Here is a 19,492-nt window from a genome sequence, read left to right as displayed (position 1 = left end):
GCGATTTAGTTTTGAGTCGTTTCTTACGTGTATTCCCACACAATCACAACCCCTGGAGCGCCAGCCCCCCCATTCTTTCCGCTTGCCAGAGACCCGGCGAAAGCTCCGCTCCCTCCAGAGCCAAAACCCGTGCCATTATTACCTACCACAGAGGTGCCCCCTGTGGAACCAGCAGGCGCACCACCTGACCCTAGTGGGTTTCCGCCACCTTTTCCTGATATGCCTGTTGTCAACGCAAAACCATTACCACCTGATTCTCCATCAATTGACGAAATATTAGCGCCTGTTGCTGGGTTGCTTTTCGGCGGGATTGATTGGCATATATTTGGGATAGTGAATGAGTTTGCTGCTAATCCAGAAAGGCCGCCGGGACATATCATAAATGTGCCGAATTCAGTGTCTCCACCAGGGCTGCCAACAGTGGCCCCAGTAGGCGTTGTTGATAAGTTGCCACCTGCACCACCACTACCGATCACCACCGGCACGCTTCCAGAGATAGCGAACATTCCACGGCCATAAGACCCTGCGTTACCGCCAGCGGCGGCTGATACCATTCCGGTACTGGGAGTTGAACAACCTCCACCCCCGCCACCACCGCCCACGGCCTCAACGATGACATAGCGAGTTCCCTTGCTTGGTGTGTATGTGCCGCTTGCTGTAAATACCTTCGGCTCCCCAATAAGCCGCCCACCGGTCATATCCACCCAGCCAGCGCCGCCCGTATCTGGGTTGCTTGTGTTGCTCTCAACGGTATTTAGCCATATGCCGTCGTTCGTTGATTTAGTCAGTTGAGCGCCTTTCGGATAGCCGCCAACACTGGTAGAAAACGCAGCATCATAGGTGTAGCCCATGCCAGCATTGGCCCAGCGGATCGCCGCACTGATTTCATTAAGCACGCCGTTGAAATCAGTTCCGTATGGCGGGATACCACCGGCAGATAGAGGGGTTCGAGTGAGCGGCGGGAAACCGTCCGTGTATGATGCCCGCCCTGGCGTAACACTGACTTGTGACGCAACTGGGATGTCTTGTTTGGCTCCGCTTGTGGCAAATGCCACTGGGATGAGTTTTGGTTTTTGGCTAGATAACATCGTATATCCCCGATTCGTCAAAGAACGCGCCGTTGTCGAACGGCTGCATTTGTGATTCTGCAAACCCAAATATGGGCCCTGGAACAATAAGAGCATTTGCCTTCACTCCAGCCGGGCGCGATATGGCCCCGGAGTTGAAAACAATGGCTCGCTCAGAAGGTGTAAGGTCAAACAGAAAAACGTACCGAAGCGCCATGCCTCCCGTATCGGCAACAAACGCCTTGCCGCGGTCAGCGAATAGGTAACGGATCAACTTGTTGAGATTTGGCGCGGTGGCATCCGTGATGTTTGCCAACGCCTTTACCATGATAAGTCGGCGGTAAGCGTCGTCAGTAAGAGCAAAAGTGGTTGTTGCCAGAGGTCCGTTATAGAACGTGGCCTGGTCAAATGGCTGGGGGGTATCAACCGATGATTGCGCCTCTACAAACCCCAGGTTCTGCTCAAGCGTTTCCACTTGCAGTAGCCGAGAAATGTTAACTATCTTCCCCCATATGTCTAAGCCAAACCCCACGGCTGTCTCGACGTTCCAGATCACCCGGTAAAAGTTATCCAGATCTACTGAGGGGTCTACTGCATCATTGAACGTTGAGATCAGCCCGGTGATGGTTGGGCTATTGGCGTACTGGCTGAGTAATGTATCTTTGTAGTTTTCCATAGCTACACCAGCGTGACAGTGATGTCGTTCGCGTCCAGCGTTGGGCGTTGGTCGATACCCAATGTAATGGATGTGTCGAGGCCTGGTATCGTGAACCCGAGAGTGATGGTTTGTATGTTGGCACCTGGGCTGGCGGCTGCAACTGGTGAGTAATAACGCCCGGCAAATATCGATGAGCCGATCCGTGCCCTAGCGCCGCCATCGCCCCCATTGAACGCATCAACGATCGCAACACGAACCAAATCGATAATGTTGGCCGGTAATCGTGGATTAGATACGATTTCAACGTTAAAGAATATCGGCGTTGCCGATGGCGTCACCCATCTAACCTCATAAGACGGCTCTGGATATTCGTACCCACTATCGTCAATAACAGTCGCTGTTGTCGTGCCGTTATAATTGCACCCCGCAGGCTTCTTACTCCAGATTGCCTTGGCAACGTTGGCTGGGGTGCCACCAGCAACTGATACAAAAACCGAATGCGCAGCAACCGGGTAATTCGTTGCTCCCTTCGATACGATGACCCCTTCCGGGTTGTCGATCACGTAAGCATCCAACACATCAGGAACAGCCAGCACAACCGCATAGATAGCCTGTGGCGTGTTGAGAGCATTCACAGCAACTGAATTACGGCGACGGAATTCAAAGTCTGCACGGCTCTCTACATCGACTCCAGGCGTCCCCGCACTTTCGTTGGTTACGCTTTCCCAACCGATGATAGACCGGTAAATAGTATTCATGGCACCAACAGGACAGGTTATCGGCCCCGGTGTTGCCCCTTGGAAGTCCACTTTTACCGAACCGTCAGCCCCGATCGTTCCGCTGCTTATACTGAAATAGAGATACCCGTTTTGATCACGCGTCACGGCTCCGACTGGAATGACGGTACCGACAAGCCCTCTGCAGGTACCGGTCACCACCGTTCCGCTGGCCGCGATTCGGTCCATGAAGTAAATCCGGCCAATCGCATCCTGCCAGCGACCATCCGAATAATCAGGGTTTACCTGATTCGCGACTTCAGCAATTTGATCATTCTTATTGCCGATGATCGCCGCATCGCTTTGCGCTATCTGGCCCTGCGGCGTATTCAGCCCTGGATTAACCCCGCCGCCGAATGCGGTGTTAATGTCCGCCTGTCGGCCCGCGAGCACATCAGCTTCGCTGGGTAGTTGCACCCCGTGCTCAGTAAACTGAATGCTTGGGACGTTAGTTGTCATTGCAGATCCTTAAAAAGTGGCCAGTGAAGTAATACCGTTTTCATCAACAACCTGGATTTGCCCGGTAAGTTTTCGCTGTGAAAAATTAACGATCACGCACTCGGCAGATACAACGCCCGGCACAGTGAGAGCAGCCCCAACGAGCTTTGCCTTGACCAATGCTATTGGCGGCCACTGGCCTAATATCTGCTGCCAATACGGCAACCCGAGGTTGGTGTCATACCAACACTCGCCGATAAACGTACGGACCGCGCTGGCAACGTCCTGAGCAATTGCGTAAGGTTCATCAGCCAGGGCTATATTTCCAGCAGCGTCCAACACCAGATCCCAGGCAGTCCGATCGAGTAAAAGTGTTTTCATGTTTCTCCGGGCGTAAAAAGGCCCCGCATTGGCGAGGCTCATTATTCGGTTATTGAACTGGCGGACCTGAAGTTCCGGATCCCGACTTAACACCGCTGGTCGTGTGCGCTTTCAGACTAACGGTACCCGCGACGACATCGTCATCAGATGTGACTTTATTTTTGAAGTGAGCATCACCGGCATTCTCGCCGGTTCCTTGGGATAGCGGTCCATCCAAAATGATACTTTGGCTGCTGACTTCAACGATTGGAGCCTGCAGCGCAATCTTCGTTGGTGACACCAGTTCTATGCCGGCGGCGCTAAATCGGATGTATTGTGACGGTGAGCCATTCAGCACCACACCAATATAAATGGCATCTGACGCACTGAATTTTCTCGCAGAACCTGGCGCGGATTCCCTTTTCTCGTTTTTCACTACCGAAATATCCCGGCTTGCGAAAAGCGCTACGCCGATATCGCCGACCTTTGGATCTAAGATAACGGCATCAGATCCGCCTGCTAGCCTAAAATAAGGGGCGTCATGAACCGTGCCATGCGCCAGCAGTTTACCTGTGCTGTCGATCTGGTTAACCAGCGGCTGGATGCTGACTCTCCCCACCGGGCTAACCCCGCCATCGTTGGTGACTGACATCACTTTCACGATAGTAGATGTCCAGACTTTGTTCAGGAATTGGGTTAGGTAAAACTCCAGCGAATTGACGTCTGATGCCGATGATACGGGCCTGCTTTGGATTGGGTTTGTCATTAATTAAGCACCCCGACGGTTTCTTCCACTGTTAATGTGGAAATTGTAAACCAAGGTCCGTTAGGCACCTGGCTGGTCAAGTAATGACGCACTTCTTGAAAGAAGAAATCGCCCTTTGCCCGCGGGATCCCCCCATCCAATCTACATCTGCGGCCGCGCACTATATCGGCTGAGAACGTCGTGGTGATTGTGTACCCGTACCCAATATAGGTCGGATACCCAACCAGGCCTTTTGCCGCCGACACCTCAACCATCTGATTGTCTTTGGTTCCTCCATATGGCCATATGGATATTGTGCCGTTGGAGATATCCAGATCAATCGATGCGGCGCGAGCGATATCCCGAATTTGCTCGATCGGCGATCCCCAAGAATAATGATTCTGCAGGGACTTATTCACGCCGTTGTTGGTGAATGTGAAATCAATGCTCTGGGCAAGCACTTTAATCCTCTCTGCAACATCCATCGGGCCTGGAGTGCTATTCGGTGCTGCCGGTAGTGATTGCTCAACATACCCAGCCCTTGCCTGAATCACCAAAGGGACATTTGGCATTTCGTTATAATCGATCATCCCATAAAAAATCGTTCCCTGGAAAATCTGAGACATACCACTTTTTTTGTCCCCTGCCATGACGGTGACCGTTACATCCTTAACGGTACCTATGCTAAGAGCGAAGGTGCAGCACTTGGTCATGTCAGACTCTTTCATGCCGTAGACCTTCATGAGTAAGTCGCTTCCGAGGACACCACCAGCGTTGTTAACTTCGCACTCAATACGTAACCCGGAGATCGTTAAACTGTTCTGCCCTGTCTCGCCAAAATCGCCCTTGGCAAGTAGGAAATTGACGACTATTTCACGCTCAAGGTAGCTCATGATTGATCCGGCTCCAGGTAGCAGAAGATGTAGCGCTCGCCAAATCCTGAGTATTCTGGATCTTCCCGCCCCTGGGTATCTATGAATGTGAAATCCCCGGAGAACTTGAGATAGGGCTGACGCGATAGCTTTACTCGATCGCGACAGATAACAGATGTGAATACCGGGTCCGTGCCAACAAGCAGATCGCAATAAACATTTCCGCCACGCTGCTGGAGTTTTATTGTGCAGCTTTGCCCGCTGAGATTAACGTTCATTATCTGCGAGGCTGTTTTCACAAGGGGGATAACTAGCATATTACTGGATCCTGTACTTTAGGCCGAAAGCCTCTTGCTCTTTCGTCGGCTGGTTTGGAACCACATTACAGGTGCCGATTGGCTCAACAGCGCTATCAGATTTGACGTTTTTATATTCCGCCTCGGCGGTTTCCCTTATCTCACGGAAATACGCCTCTACTACAAGCATTGTTGCGCCTTTAGAGCTGGTTTTCGACAAGTCGTAATGCACCAAGTTAACGTCAGCGTAAACCTTGTCTGGCGTCACAATATCCAATAACTCAAATGAAATACGCATCTCATCCAATACATTGAGAAAGGACTCCTTGGTCATTCCAGCGGCAGCCAGCGAACCGCTACAGGACATGCTTATCCGCATATCAAACGGTTGTATTACTTTGTTATAAGAGGCGAATGCACCAGGCTGAACCGGATAATCTGATACTCGCGCTTCAGCTCGATACTCAAACGAGATAAACGAATCAGGCCGGATCGCATTGCTGCCATCCTTTTTGTGAATGCCATACTTTGGCGTTACCACAGAATCGATAATCGACAGAATATCGCCACTGTAGATGGCGCTCAGTACGGCGTCTTCGTCCAGGCTCAGCCCTGACCGGGCCACATTCGGCACACCCAGCACATTAGGCACGTTGGGGAAGTTGATTAATGGCATCAGCTAACACCTCCATTGGCGGCCCCAATAAGGGTATTGCGTCGTAGCGCCCCGCCCATATCCCTGGCGATACCATTTGCATCTGTGGCCTGGGTGTAGACATTCACTTGCCCGATCTGGGTATCGGTCGTGGTTGAGCTATTGCCGCCGCGGTTGTAAGTGTTGCCATATCGTTCAGCGCTGACACCGGCCCCCACACGCATCTCGCCTAAAACTTTATCTTGGTAGTCCCTTGTTTCCTTCGGTGCGGCCCCAAGCCCTTTTTCCTGAACGTTACCCATGCCCCAGTTATAAGCAGCTAAAACCTTGTTCAGGTCACCATTAAACATTTTCATCAACTGGCTTAGATACTTTGCGGCAGCAACTGCAGATTTCTCAGGATCAAAGACATCATTCCCCTTTAACCCCATGTCTGCAGCCGTACCTGGCATAAACTGGAATAATCCCTTAGCACCTGCAGATGATACGGCGTGTGGATTCCCAGCTGATTCTGTTATGGCCACACTTTCCAGAAGCTTCTGCGGTAAATTAAAAGCCTTTTCCAATCCAACCAGCAGCGGTCTTAAGTTATCCAAAAGCGCCGCACCTTTTTCTCCGACCTTTGTCCGGTTCGCTGATTTAGCACGCTGTTCTGCCTCCATGCCTCCCAAGGCCTGATCTGCAGTGCTGCGATAATCACCAGATAAATACGCAGGCAAAGGCTTACCTGGATTCTCTGCCATCCAACGCTGTCGGTTAGCCTCTAGGTTTTGCTCTGCTAAGGACTTTTTACTCGCATCCTCTTCTGTTTGATTTGGGGTGTCATTGGCAGGCACAAACATCAACAGCCAGGGGTTTTTAATGGCCACGCTGGCCAACTTGGCTATAAGCCCTGCCAGCGAAGCTGAAACGCTGCCAATGGCCCCAATCATCCCAAGAACCCACTTCCCAGCGACAAAGGCCAAGAGGATTTTTAACGCATTCTCCACGCCGCCCACGGCCTCAACTACAGTACCGATAGTGTCTGCAGTTGAGGTGAAGAACCCATTAATTTCTGTCTGGTGGGACGATACCCATTTTGCGAACCGGTCAAGCAGTACAAGCAGCTTTTCGATATAGGGGATCAGCGCTGTAAATAGCCGTTCTCTTACCGCCTGGAATGTTTGGTCTATCTTTGCCCAGGTAACTTGAAACTGCTGCGATCGACGAACCGCATCATCCGTTACGCCGGAGTTTTGATACATCTCCCCAAAGACTTTTTTTACCTTCTCCGGACCTTCAAGCAGCATGTTGATGGTGCTGGCATCCATGCCAAGGGCCATGCCAAATTGCCGGGCCTGGCCTGCTGAGAGATTTCGCTTCTTGAACTCCTCCGATACCTCAAGGTAAATCTGCCCCATGCTCTTGGCTTTACCAGAGGCATCTTTTGCAGAAATGCCCAGGGATCGAAGTGTTGCTATCGCCTGCTCACCGCCCTTACCCATCGAGAACGCATAGATGCTGTCACTCAGCGACTGCATGGAAGACGTCAAGCCTTCAGCGGTTCCGCCGAACGCCATGGCCGAATGCTGCCATGCATCCAGTTCACGGGCTGACATGTTGAGCGGTGCTGAAGCTCGCCCCAGCGCAGCAAAACTGTTTGCGGTATTGACGATCAGGTTTTTGAAACTATTTATCGACAGTCCAATGCCTACCAAGGCGATCAGCTCTGTACGGATATTGCCAAAGAATTCACCGGCCTTTTTACCCTGCTCCTGCATAACCTTGGCTGTGGCAGCGGCATCATCTTTGACCTTATCCATCCCCTCCCGGGTTTCTTTAGCCCCCTTCTTGAACCCGCTATTATCCAGGCCAAGGGTGACCACCAGCGCATCAATAATTTTCACTGCTGCTCCTTGGCCTGCTGGTTGTAGACAGACTGGTTATGATTGTCGACGTTGATAATTTCGAGGTAGTCCCAGAGGTCCTCAAGACCATAGACAGTGCTCAGTTCGTGGAGGCTGGCATGCTTTGAAGAAATAACTGTGCCGATGGTCCGAGGGACGTTGGTGTAGTCAACTAGGCCGCAGGGCTGGAAGCCGGGGAAGCGGACACCGTAGTCAATTGCCCGGCGGCCGTTGAGAAATCCACGTGAAGATTGAACACCGCCATTCGCAGTTTCACGCGAGTGCTGATTTCTTCGATGTCGTCCTCAACCAGAGATCGGGTAATCTCAAGGTTACTTGGATTTGGCGCTATCGTTATGCACGAGAACATCTCATCCAGCAGGGCCTCGGCCTCCGCATAAGGCAACTTACCTATCATCTGCAGGCCCAGCCTGCCGATCCCCGCCATTCCAGAATCCATGACGTTATCAGGAATGTCGATCCCATCGCGGATCATGGCCAGGAGTGCGCGCATTGCCCACTTTTCAGCCTTAGCCGCTGGCATCTCAGTCAGGACAAACGTCTTCCCCTTGTCTCGCCCGTCTTCCTTGACGGTGTAGCTCATCGTTTTACGTGCCATCAGTAATTCTCCACGGTAATGCTCTGCCAGCGTGTCATGTACGTAATCGGCTGCAGCGTTTTCTTAACGCCAGGCACCGGCGGCATGCTGATAAGGAAACCTTTCGTCAGCGTGTACTTTTTTCTCGTCGCCGGGAGCTGAATAGTGGCGTTGGCTGTCAGCGTTTCACGCAGCGTTCGCATCGTCGTGCGCCAAGTGTCGAAGATCTCAACGGCGGGTGAATCAGGCATCAGGATGATCGGGATGTTGGTCGGCGTGAAAATGAAACCGCCAGACAGGTTGCCATCGATACCCATCACCGTTTCCGTGAGATCGTGCGCTTCTGCAGTGAAAGCATCGTCCGCACCGTACCCCTCGAGGCGCTGTGGAGTCGGGTACAAATTGGTTATGGCCAACATGAAAACCGAGTTGGCCGTGGTAATTGTTGACATGGAAGCTCCTTTTATTCGATTTCGATTGAAGCCAATTCGATCTGCTGAATACTGCCACCATCGGTGTAGTAGAAAGTCACCGGTGGGCTTGTGCGTGCTGCTCGAGTTTGAGCCGTGGCAGGCTTAACGAAGTAGTAGTAGCCCTTCGCAGTAATCGAACCGGAAACATCAATGCCGATCGCATTACGTACCTGTGCGATTTGCGACTCGGATAGTGTTACGCCGGTGCGAATTGCGCCGAAATCCAACGCGGCATTAATGGGATCTGCAGCTGTGGCCTCCATCAACGCATAACCATCGGCGTTATATGGAATGGATCCGACGGACATGAGCAGTTGCAGGTTAGCCGCCTGGAGGTTGGCGTTGAGCCAGATCTGGTTGATGTACGCATCCGCCCACTTGAAAATCCCGCTTATCGAGCCTGGATAGAAGAAGTTCCAATCGTTGTTTGCTGTCGCATAATTGCCGTAGTAGTTATAGCCATTTGCGATCAGGTTTTGCGCTACCGTTTCATCTGCGACCGTCGGCAGCAGTCCGCCCTGCGCTTTGAATGCAAACGTGATGCGGCCATTTGTGCGGTTAAAATCGATGGAGGCACCAGTACCCATCACAAACGCTGCGATCGTCGCGTCGCCATAAATTGGGATAGTCCCTTCGTATTTCGCCAAGTTGACAGCATGCATCCACGTCAGTTCGCTGCCATCGATTTCAGCATTTGGATCCGTATCCCAGCCAACGTAGGCATAGCGAAACTTAGTGCCGCTCGTCCACGCAGAGAAAGCTACCTTGTCATCCAACTCAGGCTCCCACGTCGTCGAGAACGTGCCCCAATTTTGTTGCCGATTAACAATGGCTGACATCACATCGCCAGGAATACCGGCGGCGGCCCCTTGGGAAACAACCGCTGCTTTTGCTGCCGTCAGCTTTAGGGATTCGGCCAACGTACCGGTAGCGGCAGTGATTGTTGAGTCCACACCTTCTGTCTCGGAACTGATGCGGAATGCTTTTAGTGTCCCGTCATAGGTAACAGGCAGACTTAACGCAGTCCCGATGATAGTTGCTGCACTAGTGAAGCTTGTGGCAGCGGTCAAGCTGATGGTTGCCGCGGTCACCAGATCACCATCAACGGTGAGCGTGATCGACCCAGACAGCGCTTTAAGTTGCGCCAATGTCATCCCATCGAGTGATGCACTACGAAGCCACGCAGAAACATCCTCCTCAGGGTACTGAACGAAGTAGAGCAAACCAGGGGATGCAGTAGCGTTCGTATAACCTGAAAAATACACAGTGGCTAACGCTGCCTCGGTCGAACTGGCACCGAAAAACTTCTCGGCAGCGGTTGGACTTGGAATTGGCATAACTGCACCAATTGGCACCGTATCGTTATGCGTGAGAAGTAGCCCATTAATATCAATCGCATTTCCACCGGCTGACAATACGCCAGGGTTTACTCCTACGATATTCGAAGCGGGGATCGTCATAAAATACTCCCTGGGGGATATGTCGCATCGACAGATACGAGTTCGGTATTAAGTTGGTCGGCAAACTCCATTGGCGTGCTGACTGTTGGGTTAAATTGGAAATGGACATCCACCGTCCAGCGGCTCTCGTACAACTGTTCGCCGTTAACCATGGTGGTGTTATGGGGTTCGCCTGCATAGAGCGGCTGAATGGGGGTTTCTGCAAGCGCAGTACAGGCGTAGTCGCTTCGCATCAGTGCAACCAACGTGTTGGTTATGTCTTTGGCTTTTTCACCGTAGCAGTCGATCTGCACATCCCATCGCACCGAACGCGAAAAATTCTGCGTGCCAGTTCCCGGTGCATCGGTAAACGTGATCCGGTTGGTTGATAGCGCCACATCATTGATGCTGGTCATCGTAATGAAATCGCGCTTTGGCATCGACACATCATTCGCCTGGGATTGCACCACCTCCCAACCGGATACGGACGTTAAAAAACCGCCCAAGGCGGTCATGAGGTCGTCTTCTGTTACGCTTGTGGTGATCATGTCGGCACCTGCAGGTTAATCACAAACTTGCACCAGTCTGGCCACTCCTCAACGACTTTCACTATTTTCCACGTTTCACCCGACAGCAGCAGGTAATCGCCCCCCTGCTGCCGGGGACGGTTCACGCCGTTAAAGTTGCCTTGAACATAAGCAGATTTCACGATCCCCTGAATGTTCAGTCCGTCGATGTGCTGCAGGTCTGAATAGGTGAGCGCCTGTAGCTGGATAGAAACGTCGAAGGGTTCGAGGAAGGCGGGAACCTGTTTGAAGGCCGCATCCTTGGTGTAGCCGTTGCTGACCTTCATCTGCCCAGGAACAAAGGGGTTCACCGCACCAATCACGCCAGAAACAATGCCGTGCAGATTCACTCAGCACCGTCCTTAACGTCATAATCGACGCTGTTCAGCATATGCTTGGTGTGACGCAGCGGCGCATCGTAGCCTTTGGCCTTGATGGTAGACTCTGCGTTACCGGGATCGGTAAAATCGCGAATGGATTGCTGAATTTGACCGACAATAACCTCACCGGCAAAACTCAATGCTCTCGTACCATCCATGTTGTTTGCCTGTAGCCCTGCGGTAACCAACGCCCCCCATCCGTGTGAATTCTCCGCAATGGTTTTGCGAAAGAACGGTCGGGGTGGCTGATTATTTGCCGGGTTCCCTACTTCGTTATTCAGGGCAATCGCGGCAACCGGTGTACCATCTGGATAGGTTGCCGTCTCCAAAAAACCGACACGAAGCGTTTCACCGTTGCCGGTTCGCTCGGCCAGATCCTCAAGATAACGCAACAGCCCATCACCGCCGCTAATATCGCTCGTCATAATTACCTCCTGTAGCGTCGGTAGTAATGCCCGGGATACCGTGACGGCGAACCGCCTGGAATGTACTGCATGGTCCGGTAAGGAGCAGTGGCCTGCCAATACTCGGCACCATACTTCGTCTGCAGGTACCACCAGGAGCTGTCATTGCTCCCACTGGAGTCCACAGAAACGGAAACCGAGCCTTCGGAAGCGCTGGTGATCTTGCCAACCAGCCCTGCCTCTTTGTTTCCGCCTCCCTGGCCTCGCAGGTAGGCAATATGGGCCACCAGCATATCGAGAAGGAGAGCCCGTTGATCCACATCGGTCACCGGGCTGCTTTCGGTATTATCGAGATAGAGCGTCGCCTCAGTGAAGTAACGTTGCAGTAACGTATTGCTGACCGCGCTAAATTCCGGGTATACCTCCTTGAACACGGCAGGATCAAAAGTAACGACGCCCATCAGTTACCCCTTCTTCTTCATGGCCTCGGCATCTTTCTCAATACCAGGCATTGGGTTGTCCTGCTGGAGTCCTTCCAAACCAGATTTGAGCTCGGCTTGCTCTTTCGCTTGTGACTGAGCGCTGTTCTCTTTCTCCTGGGCGAACACCAGGTGTTTTTTCACATACGGCTGTTCTTTGTGGATCGTCAGCCATTTATCGAACAGCTCCTTATCGACATCATGGGTTAGCCCATAACCTCCGATAATCCGTGCCTCTGCATTACGAGAACCCAGGAGTGTAACGGTCACACCATCAACCTCGATCACCATGCCGCATGGCAATTTGCATCCTACTGTTACTGTCGCACCCATCGCTTACACCCCCAACATTGCTGAAATGCCCAGAGGCTGGCGAATGATCGCGCCCCATGTGCCACCTGATTTTTTCTGTTTCCACGCGGATGGCTCAGGGATCACCGCATGCGCACGCATTTTCTCAGTGAAAGCGGCGTACGCCGTGTCGGTATCACCGAGATTTTCGATAATCAACTGCACCATATTCCCGGCTCCCGTTTCATACTCCACCGCTGTTTCGACGGTCATGTTCGGGAAGTTCTTTTGCAACTGGTCTGAAACGTTGACGTTGTACATGTTGGTTTTGGTGAAGTTCGCCTCACAATCAGGAGTGAGGGCTAGTTTCATCTTGGTTTTGCGGTTCACATAGCCGCGGCCCTGTGCAACAGCGCGCTTGTAGAGTTTGACAATGTCGTTATAAATTTCCTGACCGCCCTTGTCATTCCACAGCAGACTACCTCCCGCGCCGGAAGCGTCTGGGGTGATTGGTGCTGTTAAATCAGGGTCATTAAGCAATCCATAGTTGACCAGACCTTCAATCCCAAAGAAGTAGGATTTATTCTGGAACTTGTTCAGCGTCAGGGCGCTGCCTACGTTCAGCTCTGCCGCGTATCCGATCCGTGCAGCACCATACATATCCAGTTCGCGCTCCCCCCACCGGGTAAAGGTCTGGTAGTGGTAACTTTGGCGCGGTACCCAGTTGACGTTCGCAGTGGTCGAACCGTTGTTGTTGTAGTCGCCGTAAGAGCTGACTTCCCCAGTGGACTCAACAATCGGGAATTGCGCGGTCAGGGTGGTCCAATCGCCTTTTTTCACTTCACCGATGATTTCCGCGGCCACCATCGGGGTCACCAGCACGCGGATGAGGTCAGGATCAACCCAGTTTGTGAAATACGCTGGAATACCCGAGTTAGGCGTGGTGACCATCGTCGGTTGGGCGTCCATGGCCAGTTGGAAATCGCTGGCGTACTCAACGGGCAGGTATTCTTGCGCACCCGGCAGGATAATCCCGTAATCACGGTTTACCTTCGGATAATGCCGTTTGAACTTATTCATTATTTGCTCCAGGTGCTGATTTTGATAACTTCGCCAGCGGCAGCTGCGCTACCGACAGAGAAGGCTGTTTCGACATAACCGGCAATGGTCGCGCCCGCGGCACCGGTTTGCACTTGACCGGTGGTCAATGAGGCAAACACCTTTTGGCCACGGGTTGCCGCAGTCAACGTGCGCGCCCAGAAGTCACCGGCTGACATGAGGGTGACTTCGCGGCCCGGCTGAATGAGGTTTGATGCAGCGCCAAGCCAGTCAACGATAGAGGCCTGCCCATCACGATGAACGAACCCCGATGGCGCGCCGGCACCGGCATTTGATGCCACACCACTCACATCCCAGGCGAAGCGCCCGATCATGAGTCCGTCATCACCGGCAACAAGGGCCCCCTCACCGGCCAGGTAGTTTGCATGCGGGTTGTTACTCGCGAAGGCACCTTCTACACCCGGCGCCAGATACTGATTAATCTTTGTTTGAAAGCCCATGGCCTTAACCTCGTTTTAATTTTCCAGCGGTTGGGAAATCTTCGGCGAAAGAGGTTTCAACAGAAGAGTCCATGGCAATGCGCGGCGTGATCGTTGCCGCATTACTTTTTTGGGCAATGGTGAACTGCACCATCGAGCGATACGCTGACGGGTGAACGTCGGTCAGATCGACGCCGTTCTGCTCCAGCGCCGTGCGATAAACCTCCTCAGCGGAGTCCATTGCAATCACGTCGCCGATCAGTGGACGAACCTCTGTTTCAGCGGTGCGGATCGCATTGAAATTCGCCGTCGCTTTTTTCGTTGCGCTGTCGGCCGCCAATTTGATAGCGGCATCCATTGCAGGCTTGTCCACCAAATCCTCCTTGGTTGTTTTTGGGTCGGTGTCATTGGCTGCTGGGGTCAGCGCCGCCTTGATGGTGGCCAGAACAGCCTCTGGCACCTTGCCCTCAAGCAGGGCCATCACACTGGCGCAGGCATCAGCATCATCGAAAGCGGCTTCGACTTCCTCAGGCTCAACCACTGCCTCTGCAGATTCGAGTAACTGGGCCAGCTCTGTCGGTTCGATTTCCATGTCAGCGGCCAGCTTGCCGGTATATTTCGTGACGACAGCGCTCGCAATGGCCAACGGCCGCTTGCTGGTACTGACGATCGATGTCAGGTCTTTTATGGCGGCATCCTGAGCCAGTCGCGGCTTCAGATAAACCCCCAACGCAGCGCGGATGGCCACGGCTTTACGGTCTAACTTCATGTGTTTTAACTCCTGTGGGAGAGAATCGCCGACAACAACGTCGGCACCTGCGCGGCCAGTTCCGACCAGGCAAACGTGGTTCCCGACAATATCTCGGATGACGCCATCAAAATGGACGCCATCGGGGGTGGTGCCGGGGGTCATATCCGCTCGGTATTGGTAGGAGGATGACAGTTGTTCCTGTTCCTCTGTCTCAATACCGGCGATTGCTGAGTTGTCCCAAATGGACAGCCCGTTAATGAGGTAGGTACCGTCAAACGTGCAATTTGAATGCGTCACGCCAACGCGGTTATTGCGTGGCGGATCATTCGGAAAGTCGGGTTTATGAACGATTTCATGAACGGGGATGTTGTTAAAAGTTGATGCCGCTTTCTTTAATTCTTCGGGATCGCGGTAGAGCTGGTAAAGCTTGTCAGGGTCCAGGCCTAATTCTTCAGCTTTCGGGATTTCTCTCCCGTAGTAGCCACAGACGTTAGCCTTGCTGATGTTGCTCACTTCAATTTGGAGCCTGCCAACCTTATCCAGTTTTCTCACCGATCCCCTGTCAAATGCCAGAAGCTCAGTTGTCATTGTTACTCCGTATTATTGGCGTCAAAGGTGGGGATCACCGCTTGCCAGCCACAACCACACCGCGGCTTTTCACCAGGCATAATCCACTCGCCATCGATGAGCATGCCCTTATCCAGATCGAACTCTTTCCCGTCGGCTTTGACGTGGGATTTGCGCGGCACTTTGGCAGCATTGCTGTGTCGCCATATTCCCCGCTTGAAACCGAGCGAACGCTGGCGGGCGGCCTGCATAACGCTGGTCGCCTTGTTGTTCTGGTCCAAGGCAATAAACGCGGCACGCCTCCGGGTTATCCCGTACCGTTCCTGCAGCTCGTCAGTGAGCGTACTGAGATCCCGCCCGCGGCTGACAGACTGCATGACCAGTGTTTCCACCTGGCTGAGGTACTGCTGGGGAATACTGCGGATCAGGCCAACGTTTTCGCCAATAACAGCCTGCAGCGCGTTATTCATTTCGGATGTCATGGTAAACGGCACGGAAATATTCACCGCATTCAGCGCGCTGGTCAGGGTTATGTCGGTATTGGCCATCACCCCGGTGGCGAAGCGCTTTGCGATCTGCTCTGCCACGTCGTCAAATCGCTTTGCCCAACGCCTGGCGAGTTTTCGCATTGCAGCTCGCATAAGCATTGCGGGACTGGCGTCCATCGCCATGGCAGCCCCGCTGCTTTTGTAATTGGCCGATAGCCAGTAAGTAACTGAATCGCTCATCTCTTTGATGATTTTATCCAGGCGCTTCTGGTAATCGGCCCGTATACCGGCGTTGGGCTTCACCTCACGTAGCGTTTGCGGTTTCTGCTTCCGGTTCGGTACCAGAATCCTCTTCGTCGTCTTCGATTTCGATTTCACCGGTCAACTCCAACGAGTGGTAAGGGCTGTCGGGGTCGCTGGCTATTTTCTCGCGAACCTCGTTATTACTGATCGCCTGAATATCGACGGCATAAATCTTGTCGGTTTCGGCGTTTGTCCGGCGGATAGAAGCCTTTTGCTCATCCGTCATTTCGTCGAGTGATTCGAACTCAAAGGTGATATCTGGGTCGATGTCGCCAAACTCGGACAGTTGAATGACGTCCATACAGCGCTTCAGGTTGTCTTTGAAGATTGCTGTCTGCGCTGCCTTGGCGCTGTCATAGAACACCTTGATTTCACCATCGCTGGACGCATTGAGCCCAGCGGGGCTAAGCCCGGCAAACTTGACCGAGGGGATCCGACTGACGAAGAACATGTGTTCTTGCGATTGCGCCTGCAGGGTATCCAGCCCGCTTAATGGCGTGTTGAACTGGAAGAACTCTTCGCTCGTTTTGTCCAGCATCATCAAGCCACGAATATCCCGAGTTCTGTTGAACAGCTCGGCGCGCTTTCTAATGTTGGGGTCATTTTTGCCCTGAAGCACCGTAGACATATTTGTCTTTATGCCGCTGACAGAAAATGAGTGAACCATATCGCTCACACTGTCACGGGTTCTCAGCCAGTTGTTGACGTAGGGCTCAGCCATCTGGCTCATTGATAAGCCGCCAAAGTTATAGGCAGCTTTCAAGATGTCGGGAACTTCGCGTGATACAAAATTAAGCATCCGGCTGTCATGCACCGTTTTTCCCATCACATACCACATTGCAGGTTTGTAAAAGTCGGGGCTTAACGGGTTGTCAGCGTTATACATTCCCGGGTAGGTCCAGATGGGTTCAATAACGCGAAACCCTACCAGGCTCCCCTTCGTGATCTTCTTGTTCGACAGGAAAAGTTTTGACTGCAACTCCTCCGGATCGGTCCATGCAGAAACACCTTTAGGCGATCGCACGTCTATGTAGATTTGCCCACGACCAAAAAAGCCGTCATGCTCCGCAGCCTCTTTAAACAGTTCACAGATGCGATACCGCTCCATGGCATCCTGTAGGGCCTTCATGCGATCGGCCTTGTCGTCGTCACCCACGCATTTCAGCTTTATCCATTTGCGCGTCATTTCCTCAGCCATCACACCAACCATGGTCCGATATTCCGGGAGTTGAGCGAGCTGAGAAAGGTATGGGTAACCAGGGAACCCGCCATACTCTCCTTCCGAGTAACCGAAATCAGCATATGCGGCGTTCAGGGCGTCATAAGGTGTCGAGTCCATGGCTAAAATTGCGCCGCGGATCTGCTCTGGCAAGACACCCTTTGGTGGCTCGTAACGCCGGTATTCGTAACGACGTTTCCCCCCCATATCTGCCAATGCCTGATCGTTGATCTCTATCGGCGGCGCAGTGACCGGGACCGGCTCAGGTGCGCTGGCTTTTTGCTTTTTCTTAAACCACCACATTAAATGTTCCTCAGCATGTCATCGGAAATGACTATTGGTGCTTCCATTGGCGCGTAAGCGATCATTGCGGCATCGGCCAGGTTAGGTGACTTGGTGCCATCTGGCTTTTTATCCACCAAGATTTTCCCTACACCGCTTTTTGAATAAGTCGGTTGAGAAAGCTCAACGATCAGCTTGTCTTTTTTCTTCATCTTGCTGGAAATGGAAATGATCTCGTCTGGGTCGTAGTCCATCCCCATCACGACGGCGCGATAGGTTTTCAGGAAGCGCATTCTTAACGCCCACCAGCTCTGCGCCTTGTGGTTTGCAAAGAAATCCTTGTTCAAGCGAGCTGGCCGCCCGTTGTCGCCGGGAACCGCTTCACCCTCAGGATCGAACACTGCGCCGCTGCCACGGAAAGGAACAGCGACAATCGTAGGTATGCCCTCTGCATCACGGCTTTCGTTTATCACCCTGGCATCACCGCGTGCACCTGCCCCGAGACCGTCGGTATCAAACCGGAAGTGATCGAGCTGTTGCTCATCGCAGAAATCGAAGGCCTTCTGAACGGTACCGAAGATGTCATCGCCCTTGCCTGACCACTCGTCTATGTCCTCCAGAAGGAAGCCGTAACGCGAAGCGAATGCGTTGGTGTCTTTGCCCTCGTCTGCAATATCGAGCGCGCCAGTGCGCTGCCCTGTTGGCTCGATGCCCAGCTTGATGTGAGCATCGATAGCCGCCTGTACCCACGCCGATGGAATCAGCACACCTTCAACAGACGCGCTGTAGTTGATATCGATTTCCTGCGCGATAGTTACCGCGTCAAGCTCTTCGACCTGCTTGTCGTACCACGCCTGATCCTTGCGAGGGTCATCACGCCAATGGAATGTGAAAACGTCAATTTTCCCGCTATGACGGCGCTCGGCGAATGAGTTGGCCATGCCGTTTGGCGTGGAAATGTCTTGGCGGCAGTTTGTGGTTGCCGATAACGAGGCGTCTACCAGGTATGGACGTTCAAGGAACGCGGACTCGTCCACGATGTAGAAACTGGTGCGGTCACCACGGCCTATCCCGTCCCCCGCCTCGCCGGTCATGGCTGATTCGGTCTCAGGGAACAGGATCCGCATGTGCGGTGCGTGCTGTTTTGAGCTCCACCCTCCGCGAAACTCTACCGGCAGCAAGCCGATAAAATTGCGGGCCTTATCGAACAGGGATTTCGGGGAGCCGATTTTATCGACGTACTCCTCTTTACGGGATCCGAAGCCGGCGAATACGCCTTTGTTGAACAGGCACAGTGAGGAGGCCATGCCAACGGTCAGCCAGGACATCCCCATATCACGCGTTTTTTCGGTAATGCCGGGCCGTGACGTGCGCCAATGCTCTACGAACCAGCCTATCCACTCCTCCTGTTTTGGGAACAGCAGGAATGGGATCCGTGCTGGCAGCCCACGCTCAACATTTCGGGGGTCAACTGTCATCCCCCAGTCGATAATGAACTGGGCCGGGTTGTCCTTGTAGAAGGCTTTCAGTGCTGGAACTGCTGCCGGGTTCTCCCTGATGCGCTGCAGGCGTTCCATCCGCCATTCGAACACCTGGGTGTAGTCCGGGTTTTTGAAGTCGAACGGGAATGGGATCGGCATAACGTGACCTGTACGTCTTGTACTTCACCGATTAAAGCCACATATTAATTGCGCTTACTAATCAATGGAGGATGTATGAGAAGTGATGTTACCGAAAGACTTTTGAACTTAACCAACTCAACCAAGACGATTAAAATCACAGCTATTAGCGCACTTGGAGAAGCAGGGAGCGCTTCATCATCTGTGCTTTATCGGCTACTGGAATTAAGCAACGACTCAGACCTCGATGTGCAGTTGGCTGCTATTAAGGCGTTAGGGCGAGTATCGCGCCCCCGAATGAAAACGTAATTTACGTTTGGCTAACCGCCATATCCTTGGCGG

Annotated in this window: 24 protein-coding genes; 1 reads left to right on the top strand and 23 read right to left on the bottom strand. The window is 52.8% G+C overall.

Annotated elements, in window-relative coordinates; genetic code table 11:
* Positions 1 to 23: 23 nt before the first annotated feature.
* From ACX9GU_RS12765 to ACX9GU_RS12655, 23 genes are all read right to left on the bottom strand, one after another.
* Entirely contained in the window at positions 24 to 1,088 is a 1,065-nt protein-coding gene (locus ACX9GU_RS12765) for a glycine-rich domain-containing protein (protein ID WP_473194988.1), read from the bottom strand.
* Entirely contained in the window at positions 1,078 to 1,743 is a 666-nt protein-coding gene (locus ACX9GU_RS12760; protein ID WP_473194987.1) for a DUF2612 domain-containing protein, read from the bottom strand. The genes ACX9GU_RS12765 and ACX9GU_RS12760 overlap by 11 nt, the downstream gene beginning before the upstream one ends.
* A gap of 2 nt (positions 1,744 to 1,745) precedes the next feature.
* On the bottom strand, positions 1,746 to 2,960 hold the full coding sequence (locus ACX9GU_RS12755) for a baseplate J/gp47 family protein (protein WP_473194986.1): 1,215 nt from the start codon (positions 2,958 to 2,960) through the stop codon (positions 1,746 to 1,748).
* 9 nt (positions 2,961 to 2,969) lie between these two features.
* Positions 2,970 to 3,320, bottom strand: coding sequence for a contractile injection system sheath initiator (locus tag ACX9GU_RS12750; protein ID WP_473194985.1), 351 nt, complete (start codon positions 3,318 to 3,320; stop codon positions 2,970 to 2,972).
* A gap of 49 nt (positions 3,321 to 3,369) precedes the next feature.
* The gene (locus ACX9GU_RS12745) at positions 3,370 to 4,065 is read right to left on the bottom strand and encodes a hypothetical protein (RefSeq protein ID WP_473194984.1); all 696 of its coding nucleotides are present in this window, start codon (positions 4,063 to 4,065) and stop codon (positions 3,370 to 3,372) included.
* Positions 4,065 to 4,937 (bottom strand): baseplate hub protein, encoded by an 873-nt coding sequence (locus tag ACX9GU_RS12740; RefSeq protein WP_473194983.1) that lies wholly within the window; start codon positions 4,935 to 4,937, stop codon positions 4,065 to 4,067. The genes ACX9GU_RS12745 and ACX9GU_RS12740 overlap by 1 nt, the downstream gene beginning before the upstream one ends.
* Positions 4,934 to 5,233, bottom strand: coding sequence for a phage baseplate plug family protein (locus ACX9GU_RS12735; RefSeq protein ID WP_447876941.1), 300 nt, complete (start codon positions 5,231 to 5,233; stop codon positions 4,934 to 4,936). The genes ACX9GU_RS12740 and ACX9GU_RS12735 overlap by 4 nt, the downstream gene beginning before the upstream one ends.
* A gap of 1 nt (position 5,234) precedes the next feature.
* A complete protein-coding gene (locus ACX9GU_RS12730) occupies positions 5,235 to 5,888 on the bottom strand; it encodes a phage baseplate protein (RefSeq protein WP_473194982.1) in 654 nt (217 codons plus the stop codon).
* Positions 5,888 to 7,753, bottom strand: a complete 1,866-nt coding sequence (locus ACX9GU_RS12725) for a lytic transglycosylase domain-containing protein (RefSeq protein ID WP_473194981.1) — start codon at positions 7,751 to 7,753, stop codon at positions 5,888 to 5,890. Before ACX9GU_RS12725 ends, ACX9GU_RS12730 begins: the two co-directional genes overlap by 1 nt.
* A gap of 172 nt (positions 7,754 to 7,925) precedes the next feature.
* Positions 7,926 to 8,372, bottom strand: coding sequence for a hypothetical protein (locus ACX9GU_RS12720; RefSeq protein WP_473194980.1), 447 nt, complete (start codon positions 8,370 to 8,372; stop codon positions 7,926 to 7,928).
* Positions 8,372 to 8,803 carry a phage tail fiber protein gene (locus tag ACX9GU_RS12715; RefSeq protein ID WP_473194979.1) on the bottom strand — a complete coding sequence of 144 codons (432 nt, stop codon included), beginning with the start codon at positions 8,801 to 8,803 and terminating at the stop codon, positions 8,372 to 8,374. The genes ACX9GU_RS12720 and ACX9GU_RS12715 overlap by 1 nt, the downstream gene beginning before the upstream one ends.
* A gap of 11 nt (positions 8,804 to 8,814) precedes the next feature.
* Complete coding sequence (locus ACX9GU_RS12710) at positions 8,815 to 10,284, bottom strand: DUF3383 domain-containing protein (protein WP_473194978.1); 1,470 nt, start codon at positions 10,282 to 10,284, stop codon at positions 8,815 to 8,817.
* Positions 10,281 to 10,811 (bottom strand): phage neck terminator protein, encoded by a 531-nt coding sequence (locus ACX9GU_RS12705; protein ID WP_473194977.1) that lies wholly within the window; start codon positions 10,809 to 10,811, stop codon positions 10,281 to 10,283. The genes ACX9GU_RS12710 and ACX9GU_RS12705 overlap by 4 nt, the downstream gene beginning before the upstream one ends.
* Positions 10,808 to 11,179 (bottom strand): hypothetical protein, encoded by a 372-nt coding sequence (locus tag ACX9GU_RS12700; protein WP_473194976.1) that lies wholly within the window; start codon positions 11,177 to 11,179, stop codon positions 10,808 to 10,810. Before ACX9GU_RS12700 ends, ACX9GU_RS12705 begins: the two co-directional genes overlap by 4 nt.
* Positions 11,176 to 11,634, bottom strand: coding sequence for a hypothetical protein (locus tag ACX9GU_RS12695; protein ID WP_473194975.1), 459 nt, complete (start codon positions 11,632 to 11,634; stop codon positions 11,176 to 11,178). Before ACX9GU_RS12695 ends, ACX9GU_RS12700 begins: the two co-directional genes overlap by 4 nt.
* 2 nt (positions 11,635 to 11,636) lie before the next feature.
* On the bottom strand, positions 11,637 to 12,074 hold the full coding sequence (locus tag ACX9GU_RS12690) for a DUF4054 domain-containing protein (protein ID WP_473194974.1): 438 nt from the start codon (positions 12,072 to 12,074) through the stop codon (positions 11,637 to 11,639).
* Positions 12,075 to 12,077: 3 nt separating this feature from the next.
* Complete coding sequence (locus ACX9GU_RS12685; protein WP_473194973.1) at positions 12,078 to 12,425, bottom strand: hypothetical protein; 348 nt, start codon at positions 12,423 to 12,425, stop codon at positions 12,078 to 12,080.
* Positions 12,426 to 12,428: 3 nt separating this feature from the next.
* Positions 12,429 to 13,463 (bottom strand): DUF2184 domain-containing protein, encoded by a 1,035-nt coding sequence (locus ACX9GU_RS12680; protein WP_473194972.1) that lies wholly within the window; start codon positions 13,461 to 13,463, stop codon positions 12,429 to 12,431.
* Positions 13,463 to 13,942 carry a structural cement protein Gp24 gene (locus tag ACX9GU_RS12675; protein WP_473194971.1) on the bottom strand — a complete coding sequence of 160 codons (480 nt, stop codon included), beginning with the start codon at positions 13,940 to 13,942 and terminating at the stop codon, positions 13,463 to 13,465. The genes ACX9GU_RS12680 and ACX9GU_RS12675 overlap by 1 nt, the downstream gene beginning before the upstream one ends.
* A 4-nt stretch (positions 13,943 to 13,946) precedes the next feature.
* A complete protein-coding gene (locus ACX9GU_RS12670; RefSeq protein ID WP_473194970.1) occupies positions 13,947 to 15,260 on the bottom strand; it encodes a DUF2213 domain-containing protein in 1,314 nt (437 codons plus the stop codon).
* A 2-nt stretch (positions 15,261 to 15,262) separates the two neighbouring features.
* The gene (locus ACX9GU_RS12665; protein WP_473195172.1) at positions 15,263 to 15,967 is read right to left on the bottom strand and encodes a phage head morphogenesis protein; all 705 of its coding nucleotides are present in this window, start codon (positions 15,965 to 15,967) and stop codon (positions 15,263 to 15,265) included.
* A 64-nt stretch (positions 15,968 to 16,031) separates the two neighbouring features.
* Entirely contained in the window at positions 16,032 to 17,552 is a 1,521-nt protein-coding gene (locus tag ACX9GU_RS12660) for a DUF1073 domain-containing protein (RefSeq protein WP_473194969.1), read from the bottom strand.
* Positions 17,552 to 19,171: a TerL protein gene (locus ACX9GU_RS12655; RefSeq protein WP_473194968.1), complete on the bottom strand. Its 1,620-nt coding sequence runs from the start codon at positions 19,169 to 19,171 to the stop codon at positions 17,552 to 17,554. Before ACX9GU_RS12655 ends, ACX9GU_RS12660 begins: the two co-directional genes overlap by 1 nt.
* 75 nt (positions 19,172 to 19,246) lie before the next feature.
* Here ACX9GU_RS12655 and ACX9GU_RS12650 point away from each other — a divergent pair, with 75 nt between their 5' ends.
* Positions 19,247 to 19,459 (top strand): HEAT repeat domain-containing protein, encoded by a 213-nt coding sequence (locus tag ACX9GU_RS12650; RefSeq protein WP_473194967.1) that lies wholly within the window; start codon positions 19,247 to 19,249, stop codon positions 19,457 to 19,459.
* The last annotated feature ends 33 nt before the right edge of the window (positions 19,460 to 19,492 follow it).

The organism is Serratia sp. K1WW1, assembly GCF_055790865.1.
This window is presented reverse-complemented; position numbering and strand designations above follow the sequence as displayed.